Below are 16212 nucleotides of genomic sequence, written 5' to 3'. Positions count from 1 at the left end.
GCTGACCCCGGAGGGTGGGACGGCGTAGGTTACAGGGCGTGGATATGGACTTCCTCTGCGCCCACGCAGGACGCCCCGCCGGCGCCATCACACGCAGGGACGTGGCACGCGCGCTGCTCGCCGTACCGTCAGGAGTGGCGCTGGTGGCGCTGCCCGACCTGCGGCGGGCGATGATGTCGGCGGGCAACCCGCTCTCCCTCCCGTTCTGGGAGTCCGCCAAGGCCACGCTCAGCTCCATCGAGTCCGGCGTCGCCACGGTCGGTGACGTGCAGCGCTGGGTCGAGTCCACCGGCACGGAGCCGATGCTCATGACGCCCAGCTACTTCGTCTGGCCGGAGGAGGACGAGCGCGGGCCCGTGGCGGCGGAGATGTTCGCGCGGCTCGTCGCGTACCTGGAGGAAAGGGTTGAGGTCGGCGAGATCGACCCCGACGCGCTGGTCGCGGGCGACCAGGAGGCCCGCGGCGCGTACGAGGAGCTGCAGGAGCACTGGCTCAGCACGCCGCTGCCCGACGGCAGGGTGCCCGGGTTCGCGGTGAGCGACGAGCAGGACGAGGAGCTGTTCGCGGCCTGGGACGAGGAGGAGGCGTTCGCGCTGTCGGAGCTGCGGCGCATCGTCGCGGGCCTGCCCGAGCAGCCCGAGCTGCCCGCCGGCGACCTGGAGGCGGCCGCCGCGCGCCTGCGCGAGCTGCTCGCCGAGCCCGGCTACCCCGGCAACGTGCTGCGGGCCTGCGCCGGGTTCGACGACGCCCCCATGCCGGACGACGACGGCGAGCTGTGGCTGGCGGTGGCGGCGGGCATCGCGGGGCCCATCTCGGACCTGTCGGAGGGCGGGGACGCGCTGGAGGAGTTCGCCGACCTCGACAGGGAGCTCAGCCTGGAGGACGCCACGCTGGCCGACCTCTGCGCGATCCAGCACGCCGACTGGCTGGCCGGGGTGGCGGCGCTGACCAGGCTCGGCCCCGGTGTGCTCGCCTCGCCCGAACGGATCGCGCGGCTCATCGCCGAGTCAGAGGACATCGACGTCGACGACCAGGACGACGACGACCTCGACGCGACGGAGACGCTGTTCGCGTCGGTGGTGGGCCTGTGGGCCCAGCTCGGCATCGTCGACCGGAGCGAGGTGCTCACCCCGCTGGGCTGGTGGGGGCTGCCCAAGGCCCTGGAACGGGCCTGGTCACCTGCCGCCGAATGAGCTGTCGACCAGCTCCTGGAACTCGGGGTGGCGCTCGATGTACTTCGCGACGTACGGGCACAGGGGCACCACGCGCAGGCCGGTGTCGGCGCTCGTCTGGAGCGCGTACCCGACCAGCTTGCTCGCCAGCCCCTGCCCCTCGTACGCGGGCAGCACCTCGGTGTGCGTGAAAACGATCTTCGTGGGCAGCAGCCGGTAATCGGCGAAGCCGGCAACCTTGCCGTCCACGAGGACCTCGAACCGGCTCTCCGTCGAGTTGTCGACCACCTCGATCGGCATCTACTCGGCCTTCTTGTCGTCCGTGTCGCCCTCGTGCGGCACCTTGATCTTCGACATCTGCTTGTTCATCGACTTGATCAGGAAGTAGAGGGCGAACCCGAGAAAGGCGACAACGAGGAAGCCGAGCAGGCCCGGACTCACATCACCTGCTGCTAGAACGTTCACACCTCCAGTCTGCCACTGGGGCGGAGTGGTGAACGACCAATCAGCACGGGTGGTCCCGTCAGTGGCAGGCGGGGGAGACGTCCTCGGCGTGGATGCCGGCGAACAGGTCGTCCTCGGGCAGCTCGGTGTCGACCAGCGAGCGCGCCAGGTGGTAGTCCTCGGTCGGCCAGATCTCCTGCTGCAGCTCGCGCGGGCAGACGAACCACCAGCTGTCGGGGTCGATCTGCGTGGCGTGGGCCAGCAGGGCCTGGTCGCGGATCTCGAAGTAGTCGCCGCACGGCACCCGCGTGGTCACCGGCCACTTGGCCGGGCGGTCCTCCCAGCGGGCGATCCAGTCGGCGTACGGGGAGCCCAGGCCACGCGAGGTCATCGCCTCGTGCAGCGCCTCGAAGCGCTCCTTGGTGAAGCCCATCTGGTAGTAGAGCTTCAGCGGCTGCCAGGGGTCGCCGGTGCCGGGGTAGCGGTCGGGGTCGCCGGCCGCCTCGAAGGCCTCCACGGAGACCCTGTTGGTCATGATGTGGTCGGGGTGCGGATAGCCGCCGTCGTCGTCGTACGTGATGATCACATGCGGCCTGAACTCACGCACGGCCGCCACCAGCGGCGCCGACGCGTCCTCCAGCTTCTGCAAGGCGAAGCAGCCCTCAGGCAGCGCCTCGTCCTCGTTCTCCGGCAGGCCGGAGTCGACGAAGCCCATGAAGCGCTGCTGCACACCCAGGATCTCGCGGGCCCGGTCCATCTCGGCCTTGCGCACCGCGGCGATGTTGGCCACGATCTCGGGCCGGTCCATCTTGGGGTTGAGCACGGAGCCGCGTTCACCGCCTGTGAGGGTACAGACCAGCACTTCCACACCTTCGCGCACGTAACGCGCCATCGTGGCGGCGCCCTTGCTCGACTCATCATCGGGGTGGGCGTGGACGGCCATCAGCCTCAGCGGTGCACTCACGGGCTCGATGTCTCCTCAGTCGGGACCGGTCACTCGCCCAGAGAGGCTAGTTTCTGCTGGGCGGTCGCGAGGGCACACCCCCCGCGGGCGACAATTGTCTCGGATAACGCTCAGGGAGTGCAGGGAGATTCCGCCATGGCGACCAGAGATGTCGAGAACGGACCAGTTCTCGGCACACCCGACGACTTCCCGGACCGTCCCAGGCGCGGCGGCCGGCTCGTCGTCCACGTCGTGATCGGCGTGCTGGTGGCCATCGTCGCCGGCGGCTGGGGGTACGTCATGTGGTCCATGACGGCCGGCGGCTCGGAGGCTCCGTCGCAGGTGGTGACGTTCACCATTGAAAGCGCGAATCGCGCTGAGATCACCTTTGAGGTGTACAAGCCAGACGATAGGGTGGCGGTCTGCCGGATCAGGGCGCTGGACGTCTATCACACGGAAGTGGGCAGCAAGGAAGTAAGAATCCCGGCTGGGGAGGGTAGTAAGCAGATCAAGGAAGGCCTCGACACGAGTGGTCAGGCCACTTCCGTCCACATCCAGTACTGCAATCTCGTATAGTGAGACATTTGGGGAAGCGTTGGAGCGGTTGACTTGTTAGCCTTTCGCAATTCAACCACACGTAACCTCAAGTGACCTCAGGGCCCCCTAGGCAAGCAAGGAGAACCCGTGGCCGACTCTCGCGATGAGAACGTCACATGGCTGACGCAGGAGGCGTACGACCGCCTGAAGGCGGAGTACGAGTATCTCTCGGGCCCCGGGCGCGTCGACATCGCCAAGAAGATCGAAGCCGCCCGCGAAGAGGGCGACCTGCGTGAGAACGGCGGCTACCACGCCGCCAAGGACGAGCAGGGCAAGATGGAGGCCCGCATCTTCCACCTCCGCCAGATCCTCGACAACGCTCAGGTGGGAGAGGCTCCCAAGGCCGAGGGCGTGGTGGGCCCCGGCATGACCGTGACCATCCGGTTCGTCGGCGACGACGACGAGGTCACCTTCCTGCTCGCCTCCCGCGAGGAGAGCGGAGCGCCGATCGACGTCTACTCGCCGAAGTCGCCGCTGGGTGCGGCGATCAACGGGAAGAAGATCGGGGAGAAGGCGACCTACTCGATGCCCAACGGGCGCCAGAACACCGTCGAGATCCTCGAGGCAGTGCCGTACATCGGCAACTGACTCCCCCGCATGACGACCGCCGGGCCCACGTCGGCCCGGCGGATTTTTCGCGTGCGACGGGGATTCGGCAGGACCTCAGCTTCCTGGTCAAGTCTCGTAAGCGGCGCGCCACGTACAAGCTGGTGCCGTTCATCGTGGTGGCGCTGGTCGCGGTGCTGACCGCTGATGTGCTGCTGCTGGTGCGGCCTGAGCAGGAGGCCGGGCAGCCCGTACGCGCCCAGGCCACGCCCAAGTCGACGCTGATGGCCCAGCAGCGCCGGCAGCAACCGCCGCCGCAGCAGCAGCCGGCGCAGCAGCAACCGCCGGCGCAGCAGCAGCCCGCCATGACGCTCCAGCCGGTGGCGCCGCTGAAGAAGCTGCACAAGCCCAACTTGTTCGTGCTCACCCGCAAGCCGTTCACCAACGAGCTGTTACAGAAGGTCGCCAAGCTGCGCGGGGTGCGGGCGCTCGAGCTGGCCGACGCGGCGTCGATCACGCTCGACGGCAAGCGGGTGCAGACGCTCGCGGTGAATCCGTCCACGTTCCGCTCGTACACGCCCAAGGTGACCGCTTCGTCCGACCCGCTGTGGCAGAACGTCGCGGCCGGTGACGTGGCCGTCTCCTTCGTGCTGGGCAACGACGGCGGGCTCGCGCTGCACAGGCGGGTGGCGGGCCCGGCGGGGACGCTGCGGATCGGCGCGTACGCGACCACCGGGTTCGGCGCGGTGGACGCCGTCGTCTCCAAGGACGTGGGCCGCAGCCTGGGGCTGCCCCACGACAACGCCCTCATCGTGAGCGCCCCCGACACCAACTCCGACACGCTGCGCAAGTCCATACTCAAGGTGCTGCCCAAGGGCACGCAGGCGGCCATGGTCAACCCCGTGCTGCCCCAGCCGCAGACCAGGGCGCGCAGCTGGCCCGCAGGGTCGTTCATGACCGGCGAGCAGATCACCGTGGCGCTGAAGGCCGCCGCCTCCAAGCTGGGCCGGCCGTACGTGTGGGGCGCAGAGGGCCCAGACACGTTCGACTGCTCAGGCCTGGTCCAGTGGGCCTTCGCCCAGGCGGGGGTGCGGATGCCCCGGGTGACGCACCAGCAGTGGGTGACCGGGCCCCAGGTCCCGTTGTCGCAGGCCCAGCCGGGCGATCTGATCTTCTGGCGCCTCGACCCGACCAATCCTGGTTACATCTCGCACGTAGCGATTTATTGGGGTGACGGGAAGATGATCCAGGCGCCCCGTACCGGAGACGTCGTGAAGATCTCCCCGGTGCACACCCGCAATCTGGCGGGCGTCGTCCGCGTCAGCCCCGTCGCGGCGGCCAAGGTCCGCTGACCACCCTTCACCATCCTGCTCGTACAGGCCGGGAATCGGTGCGTGCATTTCGCTTGCAACTATGTAATGGTAATTACATGGCAACGGACAACGAGACAGCGCAGATCCACGGCTGGTTCACCGGGCGGTTGCCCGAAGGATGGTTCACCGGCGCGCCGGAGATCGTCAGAGACCGCGAGGAGATCGCGGTGCTCGGCACGCTGCCCGATCCCCCCGGCGATGTGCCCGAGGCCGAGCGCATCGCCCTGATCGAAGGGCTGGCCAGGAGGTTCAGGGAAGAGACGCGCGAGCGGCGGGTCGAGATCGCCAGGGAGGCCGAGCGCAAGTTCCGGCAGAAGGTCTCCTGGGGCGTGGTCTGCGGCGGTGAGACTGTGATGTTCACCACGCTCTCCGTGCCCGTCATGACCAGGCTGCGCCAGTCCGAGCGGCAGGTGCTCGACACGCTCGTGGCCGCAGGAGTGGCGAGGAGCAGGAGTGACGCGCTCGCCTGGTGCGTCCGGCTGGTCGGGAAGCACACCGACACGTGGCTCGCGGATCTGCGGGACGCTCTCCAGCATGTCGACCGGGTTCGCTCCGAGGGGCCGGACGTCAATTCCTGAGACGGTCCAGCGGAAACGGCCGCGGAAATGGACTAAACCACTTGGGAAATTGGTTTAGACCAGCTCTATTGGACTGGGCCACTGTGTGTTAATTCTCTTTTAAATCCGCTCCGCGTGGGTAGGCTCCCCCAATCGTCAGGGCCGCTGCCTGCGACGACGGCCAGGGCCAACAGGTCTATGCCAATTGGCCACAATGCCGGTTCGTCGTTAATGATGACTGGGCCCTGAGAGAGTGGAGGAGTCACAGTCGTGTCCGTTTCCGTGGAAGTGCCCGCACCGACCAGCAATAGCGAATTGGCCGCGTGGGTGAACGAGATCGCCGCCCTGACCCAGCCGGACCGGATCGAATGGTGCGACGGATCAGAGGAGGAGTGGACGCGCCTGACCAACCTCCTCGTGGAGCAGGGCACGTTCACGCGGCTGGCCGCCCGGCCCAACAGCTTCTACGCCAAGTCCGATCCCAGCGACGTGGCCAGGGTCGAGGACCGTACCTTCATCTGCTCCGAGCGCGAGGAGGACGCGGGGCCCACCAACAACTGGATCGCTCCGGACGAGATGCGCCGGACGTTCGGACAGCTGTTCAAGGGCTGCATGCGCGGCCGCACCATGTACGTCGTGCCGTTCTGCATGGGCCCGCTCGGCGGCGAGATCTCGCAGCTCGGCGTCGAGATCACCGACTCCCCGTACGTCGCCGTCTCCATGCGGATCATGACGAGGATGGGGGACAGGGCACTCCAGCTCATCGAGGAAAGGGGCGACTTCGTCAAGTGCGTCCACTCCGTCGGGGCGCCGCTGGAGCCGCACCAGGAGGACGTGCCCTGGCCGTGCAGCTCGACCAAGTACATCAGCCACTTCCCCGAGACCCGCGAGATCTGGTCGTACGGCTCCGGGTACGGCGGCAACGCCCTGCTCGGCAAGAAGTGCTACGCCCTGCGTATCGCCAGCGCCATGGCCCGCGACGAGGGCTGGATGGCCGAGCACATGCTGATTCTCAAGCTCACTCCGCCCTCCGGCGAGACCCGCTACGTCGCCGCCGCGTTCCCGAGCGCCTGTGGTAAGACCAACCTCGCCATGCTCCAGCCCACGATCCCCGGCTGGAAGGTCGAGACGATCGGCGACGACATCGCCTGGATGCGCTTCGGCGACGACGGCCGCCTCTACGCGATCAACCCGGAGGCCGGCTTCTTCGGCGTCGCACCCGGCACCGGTCAGGTGACCAACGCCAACGCGATCAGGACGCTCTGGGGCAACAGCATCTTCACCAACGTCGCGCTCACCGACGACGGCGACGTGTGGTGGGAGGGGCTGACCGAGGAGCCGCCGGCGCACCTGACCGACTGGAAGGGCCGCTCATGGACGCCTGACAGCGACGAGCCGGCCGCCCACCCGAACGCCCGCTTCACCACCCCGGCCGCCCAGTGCCCGACCATCGCACCCGAATGGCAGGACCCCAAGGGCGTGCCCATCTCAGCGATCTTGTTCGGCGGCCGCCGCGCCACCGCCGTGCCTCTGGTGACGGAGTCGCTGAGCTGGGAGCACGGCGTCTTCCTCGGAGCCAACGTCGCCTCCGAGAAGACCGCCGCGGCCGAGGGCAAGGTCGGCGAGCTGCGCTACGACCCGTTCGCCATGCTGCCGTTCTGCGGCTACAACATGGGCGACTACTTCGACCACTGGCTGGACATCGGCCGCCGCAAGGGGGCCAAGCTGCCCCGGATCTACTACGTCAACTGGTTCCGCAAGAACGCCGACGGCAGGTTCATCTGGCCGGGCTTCGGCGAGAACAGCCGCGTGCTCAAGTGGATCGTGGACCGGCTCAACGGCGAGGCCAAGGCCGTGCCGACCCCGATCGGCCTGCTCCCGGACGACCTCGACACCGAGGGCCTGGACCTGTCAGAAGAGGACCTGCGCACCCTGCTGTCGGTCGACAAGGAGGTGTGGCGCGAGGAGGCGTCGCGGATCCCGGTCCACTTCGACAAGTTCGGCTCGCACCTGCCGAAGGAGCTGTGGGACGAGTACAACGCTCTGCTGGACCGGCTGGGCTGACCCCCTTGTGCGGTACGGCGGCGCCGTCTAACTTGACGGACTGCCGTACCGCTCAGAGGGGGACGCCATGGACCACGTCCTGTTATTCGCCGCCATCGGTGTGGTCATCCTGGTCAACCTGGCCGAGAAGAGCGTCGAGCACGAGCGAAGACGCGTCAGCGAGGCGCCGAGCGGCGACGGCCACCATCTTTCCTCGTATGAGCTGGCCTACCTGTCCGGTGGGCCGCGACGGGCCATCAACACGGCGCTGGCCGTCCTCGCGACGGCCGGCGCCGTTCGCGTGTCACGCGGCTCGCAGGTCACCCCCGTCCACGGCGCGCAGCCCTCGCCGGTGCCGATCGAGCAGGCCGTGCTCGACACACTGGCCGCCAGGCCGGGCGGCTACCGGGCCGGCGACCCCGGGGGCGACTGCACCGGCGCCTGCGGGACCCACAGCGGCGGCGGCGACGGCGTCACCTTCGGCGGCCACGACTTTGGCGGAAGCTCGTCCAGCTGCGGGTCGTCCAGCTGCGGCGGCGGATCGTCGAGCTGCGGTGGCGGGTCAAGTTGCGGCGGTGGATCGAGCTGTGGCAGCAGCAGCTGAAAAAGTTCTTGAGTGCTAAATGAGCAGAACGAAACCTTTACCATCTCCTTATACGTCTCTCCGGTAACCAGCCTGAACGGCTGCACAGAGGGAGGCCGTAATGGACCTTGTCCTGCTGATTCTCTCGGTGGCCCTGGCGGCGATCGCCGTCACTATCGCCTCCGCGATCAAACGCGAGCACGCCGCCCCGCGGGCGGCCGCGGACGGATCCCGCGCTCGCGACCTCGATCATTACGATCTCGCCTATCTGGCGGGCGGGCCCGAGCGGGTGGTCGACACAGCCCTCACGCTCCTGGCCGAAGAGGGGAAACTGCGCGTGTCACGGGGGCCGCGCTTCCACATCCTCGCCAAGGGATCCACCGTTGACGACCCCGTCGAGCAGGAGACCCTGACCGCCGTCGCGCAGAACGCCGGTCCGTCAAGGTTCCTGGTGAACCAGGCGGTGGGCCGCGGCCCGGCCATGGGGCAACTCGAGCACCGTCTCGCCGAGCTGGGCCTGATCCTGTCCGGTGCGCGCCTCACCCGGCTCAAGTGGCTGGCCGCCGGGCTGAGGGCGGTGCTGGTCCTGGCGGTCGTGGCAGGGGTGGTCGTCCTGGCCGGAGGTCCGGTGCGGTTCCCGCTCCTGGCCGTGCTCTTCCTGGTGGCGACGGTGGTCGTCGCCGTCGTCATGCTCGCCGGCGCCAGGAAGTCCAGGCGGTTCGCGCGCACCCCGGCCGGGATCGAGGAGCTGGCCCGGGCCAGGGAGGCGCATCCCGCGGGCTCGGGAAACACACGGGTGCACATCGCCCTGCACGGTCACTGGGCGCTGCGCGACACGAAGCTGAGCAGGGCTCTGGACACCTACGTCCCGGCCTCGCGGCCCACGCCCCGGCGCGGGCGGCGACGGGCGGCGTACGGTGGCACCGGCGGTGCCGTCGTGGGCTCGGGCTGCGGCGGAGGCAGCTGCGGCGGTGCGTCGAACTCCGGGTCGGGCTGCGGCGGCGGCTCCTCGGGCTGCGGCGGCGGGTCCGGCTGCGGCGGCGGTGGCTGTGGCGGCGGAGGGAGCTGACATGTCCGAGCCGGAGGCGGGACGGCGGGCCGCGCCCGGGGACGGTCCGGGAGCCGAGCTCGGGGTGGGCATCGGCTGGCGGGCCGAGCTGGACCTGTCGATCGAGCGGATGCCCGGCGTCGACTTCCTCGAAGTGGTCGCCGAGAACATCAGGCCCGGCGACCTGCCCGAGTCGTTACGCCTCCTGCGTGCCAGGGGCCTGCCGGTGATCCCGCACGGGGTCTCGCTGGGGATCGGCGGCGCCGAGCCGCCCTCCCCGGCCCGGCTGGCCCACCTGGCCGCCTGCGCTGAGGCGCTGGACTCGCCGCTGGTCAGCGAGCACCTGGCGTTCGTACGGGGCGGCGGACTGGAGGCCGGGCACCTGCTGCCCGTGCCGCGCACCCGCGAGTCGCTGCGGGTCATCACCGAGAACGTGCGCCGGGCGCAGGACACGCTGCCGGTGCCGCTGGCCCTGGAGAACGTGGCCGCGATCTTCGGCTGGCCCGACGACGAGCTGACCGAGGCCGAGTTCCTCGCCGAACTGGTCGAGCGCACCGGGGTGGGGCTGCTGATCGACGTGGCCAACCTCTACACCAACCAGGTCAACCTGGGTCTGTCGGCCGTGGACGCCCTCGACGCGCTGCCGCTCGAACACCTCGCGTACGTCCACGTGGCCGGGGGGTACGAGCATCACGGCATCTGGCACGACACGCACACCACCTCCGCGCCGCAGGCCGTACTCGACCTCCTCACCGAGCTGTGCGCCCGCGCCGCCCCGCCGGGAGTGCTGCTGGAATGGGACGACGACTACCCGAGCGACGCGGCCTTGGAAGGCGAGCTGTCCAGGATCAGGGCCGCGATGTCCCTGGCTCGGGAGGCCGGATGACGGAGGAACCAGCCCTGGAGGAGGCTCAGCGCCGTCTCGCGGAGGCGCAGGGGCGGGTGGTGGCGGCCCTCGTCGCGGGGGCCGCCGTGCCGGAGGGGTTCGATCCCGAGCGGATGCGGGTGCAGGCGTTGAGCCTGGTCGCCAAGCGGCGCAGCGTCGTGGCCAGGCTCCGGCCCGACGCTGCGGCCGCGGCGGGCCCCGACCTGGTCGCGGAGTTCGCCGCCTACGCCCGGTCCCGCAGCGCGCCGCCGCCCAGCTACCGCACCGACGCCGACGATTTCGCCGCCTGGCTACGCGAACGAGGCCGCTTGCCCGACCCGCCCCGCAGGCCCCGCTGGTGGTCCCGCTTCCTGCCCTGACCTGCGCTTCTCCGCTGCCGGCCCAGTTCGAGGGCGGATCGGGCATAGGCGGTTTAGCCGACATTGGGCCGGAAAATGGTGAGGGAATGGGGGGACTGCGTTGCGTTGACGGCTCTTATCTGACCGTCACGCCGGTGGCATGCAAGGACAGCGTCGGCACGCCGTACGAGGTCACCCTCGAGCTGCACAGGGACGGCACGCCGTACGGGAGTGTCGGGGAGCGCTGCGGCTGGCTGCTCGCGCGCCTGGCGCGCGGCGTGGACGAGGCCCGCGAGGGCCGGGGAGTGGCCAGGCGGTGGACCGATCCGGACGACAGGTTCCCCGACGACGAGCCGGACAGCGAGCTGTTCTCCTTCCGCTACCGCACCAGAGCGGGCCTGGTGGGCGGCGGCGAGCTGCGCTGCCAGCTCAGGACCATCCCCGTGTGGCAGGCGGCCAAGGGCCAGTGGCGGCTGACCAGGCGGGCGTACGTGGAGGCGTGGGGCTCGACGGGCGTGGGCATGCGTGCGGTGTTGACGTCGGCGGAGCTGGCGAGGTTCGTACGGGGCCTGGTGAATGAGGCGGAAGGATGTCTGGAAGGTAGAGATCTGGCGAGGAATCCGATAGACGGAGCGGGCACGGGCGAATCGCGGTGATAATTGCCTGTTGGGTCAAGCGACCAAAGGCGACCGCTGGGGAGGAACTCCGTGGGCCTGCGCGATCTGGTCTACCGGCTGTATGAACATCGGCTGGAGTCCAAGCTGTCGAAGGACAGCATCCCCCGGCACGTCGGGGTCATCATCGACGGCAATCGCCGCTGGGCGCGCGCTATGGGCATACGTGACGTCTCCACAGGCCACCGCAAGGGCGCCGACAAGATCTCCGAGCTGCTCGGCTGGTGCCGCGAGACCGGCGTCGAGGTCGTCACGGTGTGGATGCTGTCCAACGACAACCTCAACCGGCCAAAGGAGGAGCTGGAGCCGCTCCTGCGCATCATCGAGGACGTGACGCAGGAGCTGGTGGACGAGGGCTGGCGGATCAGCCCGGTCGGCGCGCTCGATCTGCTGCCCGATCGAACGGCCAATGTCCTAAAAAATGCAAAGGAAGCGTCATCGCACCGTCCGGGCCTGATTGTGAACGTTGCAGTTGGGTATGGAGGAAGACGTGAGATTGCCGATGCGGTGCGCTCACTCCTCCAGGAGCACGCGAGCAAGGGGGCGAGCATCGAGGACCTCGTTGAGGTGCTCGATGTGGAGCACATCGCGGAGCATCTCTACACTCGCGGCCAACCCGACCCGGACCTCCTCATCCGGACCTCGGGCGAGCAGCGTCTGTCCGGCTTCATGCTCTGGCAGAGCGCTCACTCTGAGTTCTACTTCCACGAGGCTTACTGGCCTGACTTCCGCAGGGTCGACTTCCTGCGGGCGCTGCGCGACTACGCTGCGAGACACCGACGTTACGGTTCATGACGCGACATCTGGGCATTCACGACGTAACGTAGGAAATATCCGGCCGCAGGTCGGATATCCGGAGAGGGCCCGCCTTTGCACCAAGAACTGCCGAGGGGGGCCGGGACCCGGCGCCGACGGCAGCTCGCGGTCGGGGAAGCGGGCCCGGTCCGATTCCCGCCTCGTCTGCAGGGCGCCCGCCCCAATGGGCGCCCGGGGGAGAACGTGTGGCAGTGTCCTCGAGCAACCCTACTCACCAGTCGGCGAAGCGCACGTACGTGCTCGACACGTCGGTCCTGCTGGCCGACCCGGCGGCTATGACACGCTTCGCCGAGCACGACGTTGTCCTGCCGATCGTGGTCATCACCGAACTGGAGGGCAAGCGGCACCATCCAGAGCTCGGCTACTTCGCGCGTAAGGCCCTGCGTTACCTTGACGACCTGCGGATCCAGTACGGCAGGCTCGACGAGGCGATGCCCACGGGGGACGGCACGATCAGGGTTGAGCTCAACCACAGCGATCCTTCGATCCTGCCTGTCGGGTTCCGCCTGGGCGACAACGACACCCGCATCCTGACCGTGGCCCGTTCGCTGGCCGCCGAGGGCTGCGACGTCGTGCTGGTGTCCAAGGACCTGCCGCTGCGGGTCAAGGCGGCCTCGATCGGCCTGGCAGCCGAGGAGTACCGGGCCGAGCTCGTCCACGAGTCGGGCTGGACCGGGATGGCCGAGGTCCAGGTGACCACCGAGGACGTCGAGGTGCTCTTCGACCAGGGCACCGCCGACCTCGAGGAGGCCAGGGACCTGCCGACGCACACCGGGCTGCGGCTGCTGTCGGCCAAGGGCTCGGCGCTCGGCCGGGTGCAGCCGGACAAGTCCGTACGGCTCGTGCGCGGCGACCGCGAGGTGTTCGGCCTGCACGGCCGCTCCGCCGAGCAGCGCATCGCGCTCGACCTGCTGATGGACCCGGAGATCGGCATCGTCTCGCTGGGCGGCCGGGCCGGCACCGGCAAGTCGGCGCTGGCGCTCTGCGCGGGCCTGGAGGCGGTCCTGGAGCGCCGCCAGCACCGCAAGGTGGTCGTCTTCCGCCCGCTCTACGCGGTGGGCGGCCAGGAGCTCGGCTACCTGCCGGGCACCGAGGGCGAGAAGATGGGCCCGTGGGCGCAGGCGGTCTACGACACGCTCGGCGCGATCACCTCGCCCGAGGTGATCGAGGAGGTGCTCGACAGGGGCATGCTGGAGGTGCTCCCGCTGACGCACATCCGCGGCCGGTCGCTGCACGACGCGTTCGTGATCGTGGATGAGGCCCAGTCGCTGGAGCGGGGAGTGCTGCTGACGGTGCTGAGCCGGATCGGCGCCAACTCGCGGGTGGTGCTCACCCACGACATCGCCCAGCGTGACAACCTCCGGGTCGGCCGGCACGACGGCGTGGTGGCGGTGGTGGAGAAGCTCAAGGGCCACCCGCTCTTCGCGCACGTCACGCTGACCCGCTCGGAGCGCTCTCCGATCGCCGCGCTGGTGACGGAGATGCTGGAGGACCTGAGCCTCTAAGCGCTCATTTCAGCTCGCCGCAGGTGTACCGTCCCTCCGACTTGGAGGGGCGGTGCACGTTCTCGCGGACGATCTTGACCAGCTCGAACGCCGCGTCCTGCTGCGCCGTGCAGACGATCTGCGCCTTGCCGAGCTTGGTCAGCGTGCCGTCGCCCCTGATGTAGACGGTCAGCGTCGAGGTGCGCGGAAGCTGGATCTCGTCCCGCTGCACGGGGTTGAGCGAGTCCTTGATCCCCAGGTACGTGAAGCCGCGCAGCGCGGTGTCCCGCTCGCCGAGCGGCTGTTCGGAGGCCGCGAAGAGCGCGCCGAGCAGGCTCGCGACGGTGTCGTTCTCGACGTCGGCCGGCTCCAGGGCGAGCTTGCCGTCCCTGATCAGATAGATCGTCTTGGACGGCGGCGGGATCCTGACGGTGGGCACGTTGCCGCGATCCTGGACGTCCGTGGGCGAGATGCCACAGGCCGCCACGGCGACCAGGCAGAGGAAGATCAGAACTGCTTTCATGAGTGTGGAAGCCAGACGGTGAACAGGGTGCCGGGGTTCTGGGGGCGTACGGAGATCGTGCCGCCGTGGAGGTGGACGTTCGCCCTGGCGATCGCGAGGCCGAGGCCGCTGCCCTGGCTGCGGGCCCGGCCCGCGCCCGCCTTGAAGAAGCGGTCGAAGACGTGCGGCAGCGCCTCGGCCGGGATGCCCTTGCCGTGGTCGCGCACCTTCACCTCCAGGCCGTTCTCCGTGCCCCTGGCGCTCACCACGACCGGCCGCTCCCCGTGCTTGAGCGCGTTGCCGACCAGGTTGGCCACGATGACGTCGAACCTCCTCGGATCGAGGTTCACGGTCAAGCCCTGGGAGGCCTTGACCTCCACCTGGTCGCTCCAGCCGCGTACCTCCAGGCAGTCCGTGATGGCGTCGGCCACGTTCACCGGCTCGAGGTTGAGCGTGGCCGTGCCCGCGTCGAAGCGGCTGATCTCGATGAGGTGCTCGACCAGCTCGCGCAGGCGCTCGATCTCCCTGAGCACCAGCCGTACGGCCTCCGCCGGCGCCTCGGGCAGCCGGTTGGCCTCCTCGGAGAGCATGTCGGCCACGGCCGTCATCGCGGTCAGCGGCGTGCGCAGCTCGTGCGAGACGTCCGCCACGAACCGGCGCGACATGGCCTCCAGAGCGCGCAGCTCCGACACGCTCAGCTCCAGCGCCGCGGCCGCGTCGTTGAACCTGGCGGTCAGCTCCGCCAGCTCGTCCTGCCCGTGGACGGGCAGGCGGGTGTCCAGCTTGCCCTGGCCGAGCGCCTGCGCGGCCGCGCTGAGCCGCCTGACCGGCAGCAGCACCTGCCTGGCCGACAGCAGCGCCACCACCAGGGCGATCAGCACGATGGCCGCGCCGCCCTGGACGAGCGTGGTCCTGAGCGTGTCGAGCTGACTTTCGTCGTCGTGCATCGGGAAGAAGACGAACGCGCGCAGCCCCGTGGCCTCGGGCACGCTGTCGGTGTCGCGGTAGACCTCGGCGCCGACGATGAGCCAGAGCTGGTCATCGATGATCTTGCGCTGGGTGACGACGCTCTGCTTGGCCCGGCCGTAGAGCTCGTTGGGCACGTCGCTCATGGTCATGGGCCCCTCGGCGGAGACCATGTTGCCGTACTCGATCAGCACGCTTCTGCCCGGCCCGCTCAGCGCGGCGGTCACGCGGTCCAGATCCTTGGTCGTCGGCGCGGCCTCGCCCGGCCTGAGCTTGCCGACAGGGAAGGTGATGCTGCTCAGCTCCCTGGTGACCAGGTCGAGCGAGGTGCTCTCGGCCCGGGTCACGAGCGCGGTCTTGGCGAGCTCGAAGCCGATGGTGGCGACCAGCGTCGACGCTGTGACGGCGACGAGCGTGAACGTGATGACGAGGCGGGCGCGCAGCCCGGTGGGCAGCGGGATCACGGAGGGCTGAAACGGTAGCCGAACCCGCGCACCGTGTGGATGAACACGGGCTCGGCCGGCTTCGGCTCGATCTTCGCGCGGATCCGCTGCACGCAGGCGTCCACCAGCCGCGAGTCGGCGATGTGCGTGTGGTCCCACACCTCGCGCAGCAGGTAGCGGCGGTTGAGCACCTGGCCGGGGTGGCGTACGAGCTCGAGCAGCAGCCGCAGCTCGGTCGGCGTCAGATGGATCTCCTTGTTGGCCAATGTGACCTTGAGCGCGCCCCGGTCGATCACGAGGTCGCCGAAGGTGATGCGATCGGAGGCGGCGGACTCGGCCCTGCGCAGGATGGCGCGGATGCGCGCGTCCAGAACCCTGGGCTCGACCGGCTTGACCACGTAGTCGTCCGCGCCGGCCTCCAGCCCGACCACCACGTCCAGGTCGTCGCCGCGGGCCGTGAGCAGGATGACGGGCAGCTGGTCGAGCTTGCGTACGCGGCGGCACACCTCGATCCCGTCGATGCCCGGGAGCATCACGTCGAGGATCGCGATCTCCGGGCGGCGGGCCCTGATGTGGTCGAGTGCCTCCTCGCCGGTCGCATAGGACGTGACGGAATGCCCCTGCCGGGTCAGCGCGAGCTCGAGAGCAGTGCGGACGGAGGGGTCGTCTTCAACAAGGAGGATGCCGGCCACGCGCACATTATTATTCCATGTCCCGAATGCCCGAACTAAGTCACCAAACTGTGACATGTCGCGGATGGGATCCAGAAGTAGGGGCGGCACCCTGAAACTGGCTCC

19 protein-coding genes are annotated in these 16212 nt (G+C 69.1%); 13 read left to right on the top strand and 6 right to left on the bottom strand.

Translation table 11 applies throughout. The annotated features are described in order from the left end of the window. Positions 1 to 44 precede the first annotated feature (44 nt). Positions 45 to 1193: a hypothetical protein gene (locus AB0J64_RS04510; protein WP_364020687.1), complete on the top strand. Its 1149-nt coding sequence runs from the start codon at positions 45 to 47 to the stop codon at positions 1191 to 1193. Here the strand turns inward: AB0J64_RS04510 and AB0J64_RS04505 are convergent. Genes AB0J64_RS04505 through mca form a run of 3 tightly spaced genes read right to left on the bottom strand, consistent with a single transcriptional unit; the run spans position 1176 to position 2580 of the window. Beyond that, positions 1176 to 1472, bottom strand: a complete 297-nt coding sequence (locus tag AB0J64_RS04505; protein WP_364020485.1) for a GNAT family N-acetyltransferase — start codon at positions 1470 to 1472, stop codon at positions 1176 to 1178. The two genes, AB0J64_RS04510 and AB0J64_RS04505, sit on opposite strands and share 18 nt — an antisense overlap. Continuing rightward, a complete protein-coding gene (locus tag AB0J64_RS04500) occupies positions 1473 to 1637 on the bottom strand; it encodes a hypothetical protein (protein WP_364020483.1) in 165 nt (54 codons plus the stop codon). It lies immediately after the preceding gene. A 58-nt stretch (positions 1638 to 1695) separates the two neighbouring features. Next, a complete protein-coding gene (gene mca, locus AB0J64_RS04495) occupies positions 1696 to 2580 on the bottom strand; it encodes a mycothiol conjugate amidase Mca (RefSeq protein WP_364020480.1) in 885 nt (294 codons plus the stop codon). Between the two features lie 135 nt (positions 2581 to 2715). Here mca and AB0J64_RS04490 point away from each other — a divergent pair, with 135 nt between their 5' ends. From AB0J64_RS04490 to AB0J64_RS04435, 12 genes are all read left to right on the top strand, one after another. Further along, positions 2716 to 3135: a DUF4307 domain-containing protein gene (locus AB0J64_RS04490; protein WP_364020477.1), complete on the top strand. Its 420-nt coding sequence runs from the start codon at positions 2716 to 2718 to the stop codon at positions 3133 to 3135. A gap of 108 nt (positions 3136 to 3243) precedes the next feature. After that, on the top strand, positions 3244 to 3744 hold the full coding sequence (gene greA, locus AB0J64_RS04485; RefSeq protein ID WP_148437100.1) for a transcription elongation factor GreA: 501 nt from the start codon (positions 3244 to 3246) through the stop codon (positions 3742 to 3744). A 122-nt stretch (positions 3745 to 3866) separates the two neighbouring features. Further along, entirely contained in the window at positions 3867 to 5054 is a 1188-nt protein-coding gene (locus tag AB0J64_RS04480; protein ID WP_364020474.1) for a C40 family peptidase, read from the top strand. A gap of 77 nt (positions 5055 to 5131) precedes the next feature. Then, positions 5132 to 5653 (top strand): hypothetical protein, encoded by a 522-nt coding sequence (locus tag AB0J64_RS04475; protein ID WP_364020472.1) that lies wholly within the window; start codon positions 5132 to 5134, stop codon positions 5651 to 5653. A 249-nt stretch (positions 5654 to 5902) separates the two neighbouring features. Continuing rightward, entirely contained in the window at positions 5903 to 7696 is a 1794-nt protein-coding gene (locus tag AB0J64_RS04470) for a phosphoenolpyruvate carboxykinase (GTP) (protein WP_364020469.1), read from the top strand. Between the two features lie 67 nt (positions 7697 to 7763). Then, positions 7764 to 8279 (top strand): TIGR04222 domain-containing membrane protein, encoded by a 516-nt coding sequence (locus AB0J64_RS04465; protein WP_364020466.1) that lies wholly within the window; start codon positions 7764 to 7766, stop codon positions 8277 to 8279. A gap of 100 nt (positions 8280 to 8379) precedes the next feature. Continuing rightward, complete coding sequence (locus AB0J64_RS04460) at positions 8380 to 9327, top strand: TIGR04222 domain-containing membrane protein (RefSeq protein ID WP_364020462.1); 948 nt, start codon at positions 8380 to 8382, stop codon at positions 9325 to 9327. Between the two features lies 1 nt (position 9328). Continuing rightward, a complete protein-coding gene (locus AB0J64_RS04455; RefSeq protein ID WP_364020459.1) occupies positions 9329 to 10192 on the top strand; it encodes a DUF692 domain-containing protein in 864 nt (287 codons plus the stop codon). After that, a complete protein-coding gene (locus AB0J64_RS04450) occupies positions 10189 to 10551 on the top strand; it encodes a hypothetical protein (protein ID WP_364020456.1) in 363 nt (120 codons plus the stop codon). Before AB0J64_RS04455 ends, AB0J64_RS04450 begins: the two co-directional genes overlap by 4 nt. 86 nt (positions 10552 to 10637) lie before the next feature. After that, positions 10638 to 11186, top strand: coding sequence for a hypothetical protein (locus AB0J64_RS04445; RefSeq protein ID WP_364020453.1), 549 nt, complete (start codon positions 10638 to 10640; stop codon positions 11184 to 11186). A 51-nt stretch (positions 11187 to 11237) separates the two neighbouring features. Continuing rightward, positions 11238 to 11999 carry an isoprenyl transferase gene (locus AB0J64_RS04440; RefSeq protein ID WP_344992809.1) on the top strand — a complete coding sequence of 254 codons (762 nt, stop codon included), beginning with the start codon at positions 11238 to 11240 and terminating at the stop codon, positions 11997 to 11999. A 206-nt stretch (positions 12000 to 12205) separates the two neighbouring features. Then, entirely contained in the window at positions 12206 to 13525 is a 1320-nt protein-coding gene (locus AB0J64_RS04435; protein WP_364020449.1) for a PhoH family protein, read from the top strand. 4 nt (positions 13526 to 13529) lie between these two features. Here AB0J64_RS04435 and AB0J64_RS04430 read toward each other — a convergent pair whose 3' ends face one another. Genes AB0J64_RS04430 through AB0J64_RS04420 form a run of 3 tightly spaced genes read right to left on the bottom strand, consistent with a single transcriptional unit; the run spans position 13530 to position 16107 of the window. Further along, complete coding sequence (locus tag AB0J64_RS04430; RefSeq protein ID WP_364020446.1) at positions 13530 to 14027, bottom strand: hypothetical protein; 498 nt, start codon at positions 14025 to 14027, stop codon at positions 13530 to 13532. Further along, positions 14024 to 15436 (bottom strand): HAMP domain-containing sensor histidine kinase, encoded by a 1413-nt coding sequence (locus AB0J64_RS04425; RefSeq protein ID WP_364020444.1) that lies wholly within the window; start codon positions 15434 to 15436, stop codon positions 14024 to 14026. The genes AB0J64_RS04430 and AB0J64_RS04425 overlap by 4 nt, the downstream gene beginning before the upstream one ends. Further along, complete coding sequence (locus AB0J64_RS04420; RefSeq protein WP_357601479.1) at positions 15433 to 16107, bottom strand: response regulator transcription factor; 675 nt, start codon at positions 16105 to 16107, stop codon at positions 15433 to 15435. Before AB0J64_RS04420 ends, AB0J64_RS04425 begins: the two co-directional genes overlap by 4 nt. Positions 16108 to 16212: the final 105 nt, after the last annotated feature.

The sequence above is a fragment of the Nonomuraea sp. NPDC049695 genome, assembly GCF_040674955.1.
In the GTDB taxonomy this organism is placed as follows: Bacteria; Actinomycetota; Actinomycetes; order Streptosporangiales; family Streptosporangiaceae; genus Nonomuraea; species Nonomuraea helvata.
This window is presented reverse-complemented; position numbering and strand designations above follow the sequence as displayed.